The organism is Bacillus sp. BK450 (assembly GCF_004364885.1).
GTDB classification, from domain to species: domain Bacteria; phylum Bacillota; class Bacilli; order Bacillales; family Bacillaceae; genus Bacillus; species Bacillus safensis.
Genome location: NZ_SOBQ01000006.1, coordinates 75765 through 87527 on the forward strand (window position 1 = coordinate 75765; position 11763 = coordinate 87527).

Below are 11763 nucleotides of genomic sequence, written 5' to 3' on the forward strand. Positions count from 1 at the left end.
TTGTATACATCTATTAAGCGTTTTGACCTTTTTTGATCCATTCTGCCACATTGACTGTACGTTTTGCCTGATGTTTCACAGCTGCTTCTGCATCCTCTTGGATTTTTCCATTTTGGTCAACAGTGACACTTACGCCATAAGGGTTGCCCCCTGCACCGTATAAGGAATCATCTGTGTATCCAGGAGAGGCAATAATGGCTCCCCAGTGGAACATCGTCGTATATAAGCTGAGAACCGTCTGCTCCTGTCCGCCATTTGCGTTTTGAGCTGAAGTCATCGCGCTGACTGCTTTGTTTGCCAATTTACCTTGGAACCACAAGCCGCCTGTTGTATCTAAGAACTGCTTCATTTGAGCTGGCAGGTTACCGAAACGTGTCGGCATGCTAAAGATGATGGCATCTGCCCACTCTAAATCACTTAATTGAACCTCTGGCACATCCTTTGTTTCGTCTAAATGTGCTTTCCATGCTGGATTTGAAGCGACAACTGCTTCTGGTGCCAATTCAGCAACCTTTAATACTTTGACCTCTGCACCAGCTTCTTTTGCTCCAGCTTCAGCCCATTTCGCCATCTGATAGTTTGTACCTGTTGAACTATAATAAATAATCGCTAATTTTACGTTTTCCATTTGTTCCAGCTCCTTTTGTTTGTTTTGCCCAAAAAGCTTCTGTAAAAATCCCACCTGTATTCCCCACCTTATTTAAAATTGACGACGATACCATAAAGCCGCAGCATCGACTTCTTCTCTCGTTAGCTGATGTCCGCGATTTTCCCAATGAAGTGTAACCGATGCGCCTGCACCCTGGAGCAATTGCTCCAGCTCCTGTGATTCCTCTGGACGGCACATTGGGTCATTTTCACCAGCTGCTATAAAGACTTGTTTCCCCGCTAATGAAGGCAACGAAACCCCGCGTCTTGGAACCATTGGATGATGCAGGATAGCTCCTTTTAAAGCATCCCCATAATGGAATAACAAGCTTCCAGCAATGTTTGCCCCATTGGAATATCCGATAGCCACCACATTGTGACGATCAAACCCATATTCATCAGCTGCTTCGCCGATAAATGTATATAGTTCCTCTGTACGCTCAATCAAATCCTGCTCATCAAATACACCCTCTGCCAAACGTCTGAAAAAACGCGGCATGCCGTTTTCTAATACATTCCCTCTCACACTAAGAACAGATGCATCAGGATCTACTATCTGTGCAAGCGGCAATAAATCTTCTTCTGTCCCGCCAGTTCCATGCAGTAATAACAGGACAGGTCTTTGTTCATTCTTTCCTTTTCGAAAAAGATGCTTCATCATGAATCTCCTTTCCCTTTAACTTCTCTCACTTCAATTGGCAGTACAATTTGTTCAATCTGACTGCGCTGTGCCTCATATTGCGGTGGCAGTTTCAATGCTTCACCCATTGTTTCCACTGATTCGTCGTGTGCAAACCCTGGAGGATCAGTAGCAATCTCAAATAATATGCCGCCAAGCTCTCTAAAATAAATAGCATTAAAATAATTTCGATCTTGCACAGGTGTCACTTGATACCCGCTTTGTGCAATATGTCTTTGCCAATCTAATTGATCCTGATCATCTGTTGCTCTCCATGCAATATGGTGCACAACTCCAACACCCATACGTCCTCGTGGAACAGGTGTGATGTTCACATCAATGACATTGCCTATTTCACCAAACGAACGGAATCTCACATAGTCTCCTTCTTCTCCGACTCGTTCAAGTCCCATCGTTTGCTCTAGCAGCTGCATTGTTTGCTCCGGATGCGAAGTTAATAAAACAGCTCCGCCAAATCCTTTAATCGCTACATCTGGTGTGACACCGTTAAATGTCCACTCGTTTTGCTTTCCTTCCGCACGCTCTACTAGCTCAATCAATAAGCCGTGTGGATCTTCAAATGAGAGAAAAGCTTCCCCAAAACGTTCAACCATTTCATAAGAGACATTAAACTGCTCAAGACGATCCTTCCAGAAAGAAAAAGCGCCTGTCGGTACGACATATGTCGTCACGCCTACTTGCCCTGCACCAATTTGACCTTTTTGTGCCCCCGGCCAAGGGAAAAACGTAATAATGGTCCCTGGAGAGCCGCCTTCATTTCCAAAATATAAATGGTATGTGCCCGGATCATCAAAATTTACGGTCTTCTTCACGAGACGAAGTCCTAAAACACCTGCATAAAAATCAACGTTCTCCTGAGGATGACCGACAATAGCTGTAATATGGTGAATTCCTTCTGTTTTTTTCACTTCTAATGACCTCCTAATCATGAAGTAATAAGCCTCTATTCATTATGTCTTTACTGACGTCTTTATATTATCTCGAATTCGAGATATTAGATCAAAAAAATATATTTATCTCGAATTAAGGATATGATGTTTTTAAGTAAATGTCAATGATTTTTGTTTTTCTTTTAAAAAAGCAGAGCTGTTTTGCATGAAACAGCTCTGCTTTTCCTTGATTATTGCAGCAATTTTTTCTTTTTTAAATAGGCTTTCGCTACCTGGAATGCATCCTTCCCCTTCACATTGACTTCATAATTCATTTCTCTCATCTCTTCGTCTGTAATTTGACCCGCAAGCTTATTGAGAGAGGTCTCAATCTCAGGGAATTCAGTTAATGTCTCCTGCCTGAGCAGCGGTGCTCCTTGATATGGCGGGAAAACATGCTGATCATCATTAAGGACCTTTAATTTGTATTGTCTCAATTCACTGTCTGTCGAATACGCATCGACTAAATTGATATCTCCTTTTTGAATCGCTCGATACCGTAGCTTCGGCTCCATCGTCACAACATCGTCAAAGGAAAATTGATAGGCTTTTTGAATGCCTCGATACCCATCCTGACGATCAGAAAACTCTAAGGTGAATCCAGCTTTTATGCGGTTTTTGATCTTACCTAGATCTGAAATGTTGGACACTTCATATTGATCAGCCAGTGACTGCGGCACGGCTAAAGCATACGTATTGTTGTATGCCATGGGCTCAAGAAGGCGAAGCTGAAAGGACGATTCCAATCCACGCCGCGCTTGCTCATACACTTTTCTTTTATCTGTGCTTTTTGCTGTTTCTTTGAGGAATTCAGAAATCGCTGTACCCGTAAACTCAGGATAAATATCGATATCACCAGAGCGTAAAGCCTGGAAAACAAAGGACGTCTTACCAAGACCGGGCTTCAGGTTCACTTGAATATCTGTATCCTGTTCAATTAAAAGCTTATACATTGAGATCAAAATCTCAGGCTCTGATCCTAACTTCCCGCCAATAGTGATTTCTTTCTTTTCTTGCTGAAACAGCGAGGGGGCAGCGACAACTGCTCCTGCAATCAGAGCAAAAACAGTCACAGAGATCACAGTCTTTTTAAAGGAAATTTTCTCAAAGGTACGCAGCACCACATCAAATAGTAGAGCGAGTAAGGCAGCTGGTATCGCACCAATGACAATGAGAGACATATCATTTCGATCAATTCCCAGCAAGATTAAGCTTCCTAATCCCCCAGCCCCGATCAGTGCTGCCAGAGTGGCGGTCCCCACAATGAGTACCATCCCGGTTCGGATACCCGCCATGATGACTGGCATGGCAAGAGGAAGCTCCACCTTTAATAACCGTTTGCGATGATTCATCCCCATAGCAAGCGCCGCTTCTCTAAGAGAAGGATCAACCTCCTGAATGCCTGTATATGTATTTCTTAAAATAGGGAGTAGGGCATAGACCACAAGCGCAATAATCGCAGGTACTTGCCCAATCCCCACAAGAGGAATCAACAAGCCAAGAAGTGCGAGCGACGGAATCGTTTGTAAGACGGCCGTCACCCCGATGACCCACTCCGCTAGCTTTGGAACCCTCGTTAAATAGATACCTAATGGAATAGCAATCAAAATCGCTAAAAATAAAGCAATAAAAGAAATTTGAATATGCTCAAGTAAGGCGTGTCCCAATTGTTCTTTGCGTTCCCATAACACACGGGTCCAATCATTCATGAGACTCGCCCCTCTCTTTAGGAGAATCAGCTAAATACTGAATCACTGCTTGACGATTCACTAGTCCAATCCGCTCTCCATTCTTTTCAACAGCCAATTCCTCGTGCTTTGCCAATTGAGACAAGACTTCATCCAGTGGGGCATCTGCTGAGATCGCCTCATAGGGTAAAAGAGCTTCGTTGGCTATCGATTGTGCCAAGGTTTCCAGCTCAAAAGCTTGATGTCCCACATGACGGGCAGCCCCTGAAACAAACTCCTGTACAAAGGCATTGGCTGGATGTTGAACCAATTCCTCAGGACGTCCGATCTGCACTACTTTTCCTTCATTCATCACACAAATCCGATCACCCAGCTTCATAGCTTCCTGCATATCATGCGTCACAAAAACAATGGTTTTTTGTATACGGCGCTGCAAATCAAGCAGATCATCCTGCAATTTCTCCCTCGTTAGTGGATCTAACGCACTAAAAGGTTCATCCATCAGGACGATCTCAGGATCAGCTGCAAGTGCACGTGCCACACCGACTCGTTGCTGCTGTCCACCAGAGAGCTCTGCTGGCTTTCGATGCCGATACATAGCAGGATCAAGCCCGACCATCAACATGAGTTCATCGACACGCTGATTGGTCTCATTCCGGCTCCATTGTTTAAGCTCTGGCACCACAGCAATATTTTCTTCTATGGTCATATGAGGAAAAAGCGCAATTTGCTGCAAAACATAACCGATATCCCAGCGCAGCTCATACATATCATAATCACTTATTTTTTGACCCTTTATGTAAATCTCACCTTCTGTAGAAGAAATGAGGCGATTGATCATTTTCAATGTCGTCGTTTTCCCGCTGCCACTAGGTCCAATCAATACAAAAAACTCACCTTTCTGAATCTCCAAATCAACGGATTGAACGGCATAGCGCTCATCAGAAAATTGCATCGATACCTTTTTAAATTCAATCATCTTCCCACGCCCTGACTGCAATTATTTTCTAGACTATCAATATGACAGATCAACCACATATTTGTATAGAATAAACTGTCACTTTTACATACTTCCCTTCGGTTGAGTGTCAAAAACAACTCTAGCAAAAATAGATGAGATTCACAGTGGGGAAAATAAAAAAAGCGAAGAGCTCGGGGCTCTCCGCTTTTAAGTCAACGACTTACTCACCAGTAACGTATGGAAGTAATGCCATTTGACGTGATCTTTTGATCGCTAAAGTCAATTTACGTTGATACTTAGCGCTAGTTCCTGTTACACGACGAGGTAAAATTTTACCACGCTCAGAAACAAACTTTCTAAGAAGATCAACATCTTTGTAATCGATGTGCGTGATACCGTTAGAAGTAAAGAAACATACTTTACGACGTTTCGCACGACCGCCTCTGCGTCCACCTGCCATTTGTTTTCACACCTTTCCTTTAGTCATTTTTTCAGAACAATTAGAATGGCAAATCATCATCGGAGATGTCAATCGGTTTACCATCGTTCGCAAATGGGTCATCATTAAAGCTATTTCCCTGATTACGATTTTGGTTGTTTTGATTGCCATATGGATTTTGACTTGGTTCATTTCCAAATGGATTCTGATCGTTTTGGCTACCGCCATAATACTGGCCTCCGCTATTGCCACCGCCGCTGTATCCACCTGAACCAGCACCGCCGCTCTTAGGCTCAAGAAATTGAACACTTTCAGCTTGAACCTCTGTCACGAAGACACGCTGTCCTTGCTGATTTTCATAGTTTCTTGTCTGCAAACGACCGTCTACACCGGCAAGACTTCCTTTTTTCAAGAAATTAGCCACGTTCTCGGCTTGTCTTCTCCAAGTAACACAGTTAATGAAATCGGCTTCACGCTCTCCAGATTGATTCGTAAACGTACGATTCACAGCTAGAGTAAACGTGGCTACAGCCGCACCATTAGGCGTGTAGCGAAGCTCAGGGTCTTTTGTTAGTCTTCCGACCAATACAACACGGTTTAGCATATTGAAAGACCACCTTTAAATATATATTTCAATGATTTATACTTCTTCTTTAACAACAATGTGGCGAATGATATCGTCACTGATCTTAGCTAAGCGGTCAAATTCTTGAACTGCTGCAGCGTCAGATTGAACGTTTACGATTTGGTAGAAACCGTCACGGAAATCGTTGATTTCGTATGCAAGACGACGTTTACCCCAATCCTTTGTTCCAGTGATCTCCGCACCGTTAGAAGTTAACACGTTATTGAAACGCTCGATAACTGCTTTTTTAGCCTCATCGTCAACTGTTGGGCGGATGATGTACATAACTTCGTACTTTCTCATCTGATTGCACCTCCTTTTGGTCTAAGCGGCCCTAAACGGGCAAGGAGCAATAAATTATATTACTCACAATTGTATATTATAACAAATTACTTGGCCTATGACAAGAACCTATACATTAAAACGGAAATGAATGACGTCTCCATCTTTCACTACATATTCTTTACCTTCTAGACGAACCTTTCCTGCTTCTTTAGCAGCAGACATGCTTCCGCCAGCTAGTAAATCCTCATACGCAACCGTTTCAGCACGAATAAATCCACGCTCGAAGTCTGTGTGAATGATTCCAGCACATTCTGGCGCTTTCATTCCTTTTTTAAATGTCCAAGCACGTACCTCTTGCTCACCTGCTGTGAAATACGTAGCTAATCCTAGAAGAGAGTAAGATGCTCTAATTAGCTGATCAAGACCTGACTCATTAATACCAAGCTCTTCAAGGAACATTTGCTTCTCTTCTCCTTCAAGCTCTGCAATTTCAGACTCGATCTTCGCACAAACGACGATAACTTCAGCGTTTTCACCAGAAGCAAACTCACGGATTTGCTGTACATATTCGTTGCCCTCATGATCCGCTACTTCATCCTCACTCACATTTGCTACATAAAGAACTGGTTTAGATGTGAGTAAATGAAGCTGTTTCACAAGCTTTTGCTGCTCATCAGTAAATTCTACAGATCTTGCCGATTTCCCAGCTTCAAATGCGTTCATTAGCTTCGACAAAATCTCAAATTCAGCTACTGCTTCCTTGTCCTTTTGTTTTGCAAGCTTACTCACACGAGCTAAACGCTTTTCAACTGTTTCTAAATCAGCCAAAATCAATTCGAGATTAATCGTTTCAATATCTGCCACAGGATCAACCTTACCAGCTACGTGTGTAATGTTATCATCTGCAAAAGCTCTAACCACGTGACAAATTGCATCTACTTGTCGAATATGAGAAAGGAATTTATTCCCTAAACCTTCACCTTTAGATGCACCTTTGACAATACCCGCAATATCAGTGAATTCGAAAGCAGTGGGAACTGTCTTTTTCGGCTGCACCAATTCTGTTAGCTTTTGTAAACGCTCGTCAGGAACTTCTACAATTCCGACGTTTGGATCAATAGTACAAAACGGATAGTTAGCAGACTCCGCTCCAGCCTGTGTAATTGCATTAAATAGCGTTGACTTCCCGACGTTAGGTAAGCCAACAATACCAGCTGTTAAAGCCATTCTTTCATCTCCTCTATATCAAACGTGCTCGTTATACTGCGTAATATGAACCTAGAGCAATTATAAGTAGGTTTACATGAAAAGACAAGCTAACCATCATGCATTTTCAATAGAAGAAACATCGTCAAAAAGAATAAATCAATGCTTCAAAACGAGAAAATGCACCTGGCTTTGCTATAGAAAAGACAAATTTAATAAAAAAAGCATGAGGCCTACTTAAGCAGTTGGCTCCTCATGCTTGACGAGAATTTTCTTCATTTTTCGTTCAAAATCTCTTCTTGGGATCATCACGCTGTGTCCGCAGCCTTCACATTTAATACGGATATCCATGCCCAAACGAATGACCTTCCACCGATTGGCACCACATGGATGGGGCTTTTTCATTTCTACAACATCATGTAACCCAAACGCTTTGTCTGCCATCAGCCTTCACCTCTCCTTGCTCACTTCATTGAATCTATTGTACAAAAAAACGGCGATGAAGGGCAATGCACAAAACAAAGAGTCTCTTTCAATCGTTCATCCTATTCTTTTTTAGAGAAAAAACCCTCCTTTTAGATCATTTTATTTGTGACCAATAGTTACTTAAACTCCGTTTTTTTTCAATATTGTCACAAACACTGTAGGTCAAAAGGTTTTTATTGGTAGAACGCGGTGGTTTTTCCATATTTTTTGATTTATGATATCTGCATAAATGTTATGTGAGGGAGCAGGTACGATGGTCAATCGAAAGGATAGATTAACTGATAAAGAATATAAAATCATATCCGATCATGCTGGAAATATCGACAATTACCAGCAGCACCATACGATAGAAATAGGTCAGCAAACACTCACTGTCCACGATTTTCTAAAGATCGACCAAAAATTATATGGTTTAACGATGCAGCCGGAACAATCAGATGAATTCATCGTCGCTTTTCACTGTCCGCTGCCACATCAAATGAGGGTGACATCTAAGCAAGATGTACACAATGCGGCACAGTCATTGCTCAAAACAGACTATGCCTATCCAATTGAAAGAAAGTCCCTTGACGGCAATCAAGACCATGTCTTTTTTAAAGGGAAGGAATACATAGAGAAAGTCTGTCAGAAGCATCCGAATGCAGGTATCCATCTCACTGGACAAGCACTTGCCGGTGCTGTTTGTGCTTATGTTGCAACAGAACAGCCAGCTGTCAAAAAAGCCGTTACCTTTGACAGCCCAAATATATGGAGTATCCTGTCGCCTTCGATTCAGCAAAAGGCGCAGCAAGGTCAATATAAACGCATGTTGACTGAATATATTCAGCCTAGTCATTACGTCGGTTTACTCAATCGTCATGATCAAGGAGTTGGGCAAGTCAAGTACACCGTACCGCCACGGCAGCAAGACTCAGTCCAAGAATCCGTTAAATACAAAAAAAGGGAAATTGACACCTTTTTAAAATCAGCTTTTGCATCTATGAATATAGAATGGAACGAATCCTTTGATACAAATGCTTTTTTAGCTCTCGTTTCAGGTGAATTCAAAGCAAATGGATATTCATTCCATCCGAATGGATCTGCCCGTATTTTAGATGAACAGCTTGATCATAATACAAGTTTTACAGCCATGCTGCTGCAAGAAATTCATTCTGGACGTGCATATGCACAAAGCGGACTTGAAATTATCATAAAATCCCATTTACTAAAAAATTCATCCTATGATCTGCAAAGCATTATTGAACATGAAGTGCACACTGTATTTGAAAAAATCGATGGAATGGATGAAAGTGTAAAAGACGCCGTCCATCATGTAAAACAAGAGCTTAAAGGACTCGTAGGCTTTGGCCACTATGATTTATTAAGTCATAGTGATGTGGAAGCACTGGTAGACGAAGTGAGGATGGAACAGTCGCATTCCTCCTTTTATTCACACGAAAAACAGCTGAATGCCTTGTACACCCTGAGGGATTACGAACAAGAGCTTTCTGCTCTTTCAAGACATATGTACACAATGGGTGATGACTACGCCAAGGCAGATAGACGCCTTGCAATGCAAATGGGTATTCATTAAGAAAGGAGTCATCGCATGATCAATCAAAATAAGCCTCCTAGTGACGCCCAGCGTTTCTTACAAAATGTGAGTGCCCGCCGCTCCATGTCTGTATTCGAAAATCAATCGGCACCACACACACAAACACAGTCTCCAGAAGAAATTGCCGCCATTCAGGCCATGCGCAGAGAAGGACAGCGAAAGGATCTAAAACGGCTGCTCAAAATGCGGCTGCACGACGAATTAGCAAATACTCGCGTGCACTTGGAGTATCAATTGGCTAAAACAGAAGACATAATAAACCAGACGACCATTGTCAAACAACACATTTCCCAGCATTTAAAGGGACAGGCCATTTCAGAATTAGAGGATCGCCTCCAGCGTCTCAAGCAAATGCCTGTCTATGATGATATCAAAGAAGCGATTGATTCAATTCAGATCAAATAAGCACAGCTCTAAAAAAGAGAGGTGCTTATTTTGTTTTATCAATATAATTTTTGGGACAAGAAAATATCTTTTTACTTAAAATCGGATACAGCATTAAACAGACGAGCAAATAAAGATTCAACAAACTATAAATTGGATACAAGAAAGCAATCAAATCAGCAAATCCAAGAGATGTTAAAGGAGCCATCAAAAGAAGCATCACCAATACAACCAGCCAGCGGGGCATTCGTACAAAAGAAAGCATCCGGCTTGATAATCCAAATAAACCTGCTGCCGTCGTCGTATAAATTGCTAGACAAAGGACAACGGTCATAAACACAAACAAAGAAGTCGGCGCCCCTTCTAATACTGTAAACAAAGGAATTCCTTCTGATGAAAGGCTTCCAGAAATATCAACTAGTATTTCGTTATACACATACGAGATGACACCAAAAATAAGACCGCTTAATATACTCGCCACTTTGGCTTCCCCGAGCCCCTTCATTTCTTTCCCAACCGAAGACAGCACTGCCACAACAGATAATATATTCAAAGAAGCAAAGACAATGCTGGCAGGCCAATTGTACTGCTGCCCAAAATCAATCCGCCACACATGATCATGATTCATATAATAAAAAACAAACGCATAGATGAGCCCCGCCACCAAAATTGGTATAATGAAAGCATTCACAGATAAAAGCCCTTTCACATCCCAGAAAAAAATCATAAATGAAAACAAACAAAACGCGCCGATGCCAATCCAAAAAGGCACATGATACATCTCAAGAGTCACCCCGCCGCCGGCAATCATGACCGTCGTTGTCGTGAATAAATATAGGACAATTAACACGTCATACACCTTAGCCAGCCATGGACCGACAAGCCGTTCCAGCACTGGCACAAAGTGATCGGCACGCACCTCATAACTGATTTTTAACACCACATAGGTAGACAGCATAAACATCAATGTAAACAGTAGAATGGCTAGTCCGCTATCAATGCCAAAAAACTGCCAAATTTCCTGGCCGGAAGCATATCCTGCTCCTATTAAGCTTCCTAAAATTAAAAGCGTCCACCTTGAACCAGCCTTCCACACAATCATCACCTCATAGGTATAGAATTAAGCTTGTTTCCGTATACTGTTACTAACTACTATGACAAGGAAGTGAGACCTATGAATAGCAAGAACGGTCTTTTTTTTAGAAATAGGGTAAAAGAATACGTGTCCCATACGGATACAAACGCCATTCAACAGCTTAAAAGTATTTTATTCTCGCATCTTCAGAAAGCAGGAAAAAGACCCGTTGCCATCGTCTGTATTGGAACAGACCGCTCAACTGGCGACTCTCTAGGTCCACTTGTTGGTACAAAGCTTTCAGGTCTGGATTTGAAAAAGCTTCATGTATATGGAACACTCTCTGACCCAGTGCATGCGGTCAATTTAAAAGAAAAACTCGCTGAAATTGAACAAGCTCATAAACACCCGTTTATTGTAGCGGTTGATGCCTGTTTAGGAAGAGTGAAAAGTGTCGGTTCCTTCCAAATTGGAGATGGTCCGTTAAAGCCTGGAGCTGGTGTCCAAAAGGAGCTGCCAGAGGTAGGAGATATTCATATTAATGGGATCGTCAATGTGAGTGGTTTCATGGAATACTTTGTCCTCCAAAACACACGTCTTCATCTTGTCATGTCTATGGCCAATACACTTTCTGAAAGTCTATCTCACATTGACCAAATGGATTGGACGAGAGAAAAAAGCCGGTCTCTCTTCACCCCTATTCAAAATATCACTGGGAGAATATAAAAAAGACCATCTCATAT

Annotated in this window: 14 protein-coding genes; 3 read left to right on the forward strand and 11 right to left on the reverse strand. The window is 42.0% G+C overall.

Annotated elements, in window-relative coordinates:
- Positions 1–13: 13 nt before the first annotated feature.
- The 10 genes from wrbA to EV579_RS17380 all read right to left on the reverse strand — a co-directional run bounded on the left by wrbA (position 14) and on the right by EV579_RS17380 (position 7925).
- Entirely contained in the window at positions 14–628 is a 615-nt protein-coding gene (wrbA, locus tag EV579_RS17335) for an NAD(P)H:quinone oxidoreductase (protein ID WP_133744937.1), read from the reverse strand.
- A 72-nt stretch (positions 629–700) separates the two neighbouring features.
- Entirely contained in the window at positions 701–1309 is a 609-nt protein-coding gene (locus EV579_RS17340; RefSeq protein ID WP_034622294.1) for an alpha/beta hydrolase, read from the reverse strand.
- Entirely contained in the window at positions 1306–2277 is a 972-nt protein-coding gene (locus EV579_RS17345; RefSeq protein ID WP_034667828.1) for a ring-cleaving dioxygenase, read from the reverse strand. Before EV579_RS17345 ends, EV579_RS17340 begins: the two co-directional genes overlap by 4 nt.
- 191 nt (positions 2278–2468) lie before the next feature.
- On the reverse strand, positions 2469–3986 hold the full coding sequence (gene opuFB, locus EV579_RS17350; protein WP_133744938.1) for an osmoprotectant update ABC transporter permease/substrate-binding subunit OpuFB: 1518 nt from the start codon (positions 3984–3986) through the stop codon (positions 2469–2471).
- The gene (locus EV579_RS17355) at positions 3979–4944 is read right to left on the reverse strand and encodes an ABC transporter ATP-binding protein (protein WP_133744939.1); all 966 of its coding nucleotides are present in this window, start codon (positions 4942–4944) and stop codon (positions 3979–3981) included. The genes opuFB and EV579_RS17355 overlap by 8 nt, the downstream gene beginning before the upstream one ends.
- Positions 4945–5146: 202 nt before the next feature.
- Positions 5147–5386, reverse strand: coding sequence for a 30S ribosomal protein S18 (rpsR, locus tag EV579_RS17360; protein ID WP_008359105.1), 240 nt, complete (start codon positions 5384–5386; stop codon positions 5147–5149).
- Positions 5387–5426: 40 nt separating this feature from the next.
- Complete coding sequence (gene ssbA / locus EV579_RS17365) at positions 5427–5969, reverse strand: single-stranded DNA-binding protein SsbA (RefSeq protein ID WP_007497456.1); 543 nt, start codon at positions 5967–5969, stop codon at positions 5427–5429.
- Between the two features lie 36 nt (positions 5970–6005).
- A complete protein-coding gene (rpsF, locus tag EV579_RS17370) occupies positions 6006–6293 on the reverse strand; it encodes a 30S ribosomal protein S6 (RefSeq protein WP_024424058.1) in 288 nt (95 codons plus the stop codon).
- A 108-nt stretch (positions 6294–6401) separates the two neighbouring features.
- Entirely contained in the window at positions 6402–7502 is a 1101-nt protein-coding gene (ychF, locus tag EV579_RS17375; RefSeq protein WP_024424059.1) for a redox-regulated ATPase YchF, read from the reverse strand.
- A 216-nt stretch (positions 7503–7718) separates the two neighbouring features.
- A complete protein-coding gene (locus tag EV579_RS17380; protein WP_008347561.1) occupies positions 7719–7925 on the reverse strand; it encodes a DUF951 domain-containing protein in 207 nt (68 codons plus the stop codon).
- A gap of 295 nt (positions 7926–8220) precedes the next feature.
- Between EV579_RS17380 and EV579_RS17385 the strand changes: the two genes are divergently transcribed.
- Positions 8221–9540 (forward strand): phage hydrolase, encoded by a 1320-nt coding sequence (locus EV579_RS17385; protein ID WP_044333164.1) that lies wholly within the window; start codon positions 8221–8223, stop codon positions 9538–9540.
- Between the two features lie 15 nt (positions 9541–9555).
- Complete coding sequence (locus EV579_RS17390; RefSeq protein ID WP_133744940.1) at positions 9556–9966, forward strand: hypothetical protein; 411 nt, start codon at positions 9556–9558, stop codon at positions 9964–9966.
- Between the two features lie 25 nt (positions 9967–9991).
- On the opposite strand, the gene EV579_RS17395 is transcribed toward EV579_RS17390, so the two are convergent.
- Positions 9992–11047, reverse strand: coding sequence for a YkvI family membrane protein (locus EV579_RS17395; RefSeq protein ID WP_133744941.1), 1056 nt, complete (start codon positions 11045–11047; stop codon positions 9992–9994).
- 72 nt (positions 11048–11119) lie between these two features.
- Here EV579_RS17395 and yyaC point away from each other — a divergent pair, with 72 nt between their 5' ends.
- Positions 11120–11746 carry a spore protease YyaC gene (gene yyaC, locus EV579_RS17400; RefSeq protein ID WP_024424063.1) on the forward strand — a complete coding sequence of 209 codons (627 nt, stop codon included), beginning with the start codon at positions 11120–11122 and terminating at the stop codon, positions 11744–11746.
- The last annotated feature ends 17 nt before the right edge of the window (positions 11747–11763 follow it).

Excerpts from the sequence above, each read along its gene's own strand:
- EV579_RS17345 (WP_034667828.1), bottom strand. The coding sequence starts at position 2,277 with ATGATTAGGAGGTCATTAGAAGTGAAAAAAACAGAAGGAATTCACCAT.
- yyaC (WP_024424063.1), top strand. The coding sequence starts at position 11,120 with ATGAATAGCAAGAACGGTCTTTTTTTTAGAAATAGGGTAAAAGAATAC.
- EV579_RS17385 (WP_044333164.1), top strand. The coding sequence starts at position 8,221 with ATGGTCAATCGAAAGGATAGATTAACTGATAAAGAATATAAAATCATA.
- rpsF (WP_024424058.1), bottom strand. The coding sequence starts at position 6,293 with ATGAGAAAGTACGAAGTTATGTACATCATCCGCCCAACAGTTGACGAT.
- opuFB (WP_133744938.1), bottom strand. The coding sequence starts at position 3,986 with ATGAATGATTGGACCCGTGTGTTATGGGAACGCAAAGAACAATTGGGA.
- EV579_RS17395 (WP_133744941.1), bottom strand. The coding sequence starts at position 11,047 with ATGATTGTGTGGAAGGCTGGTTCAAGGTGGACGCTTTTAATTTTAGGA.
- EV579_RS17355 (WP_133744939.1), bottom strand. The coding sequence starts at position 4,944 with ATGATTGAATTTAAAAAGGTATCGATGCAATTTTCTGATGAGCGCTAT.
- EV579_RS17390 (WP_133744940.1), top strand. The coding sequence starts at position 9,556 with ATGATCAATCAAAATAAGCCTCCTAGTGACGCCCAGCGTTTCTTACAA.
- ychF (WP_024424059.1), bottom strand. The coding sequence starts at position 7,502 with ATGGCTTTAACAGCTGGTATTGTTGGCTTACCTAACGTCGGGAAGTCA.
- wrbA (WP_133744937.1), bottom strand. The coding sequence starts at position 628 with ATGGAAAACGTAAAATTAGCGATTATTTATTATAGTTCAACAGGTACA.
- EV579_RS17340 (WP_034622294.1), bottom strand. The coding sequence starts at position 1,309 with ATGATGAAGCATCTTTTTCGAAAAGGAAAGAATGAACAAAGACCTGTC.
- ssbA (WP_007497456.1), bottom strand. The coding sequence starts at position 5,969 with ATGCTAAACCGTGTTGTATTGGTCGGAAGACTAACAAAAGACCCTGAG.
- EV579_RS17380 (WP_008347561.1), bottom strand. The coding sequence starts at position 7,925 with ATGGCAGACAAAGCGTTTGGGTTACATGATGTTGTAGAAATGAAAAAG.
- rpsR (WP_008359105.1), bottom strand. The coding sequence starts at position 5,386 with ATGGCAGGTGGACGCAGAGGCGGTCGTGCGAAACGTCGTAAAGTATGT.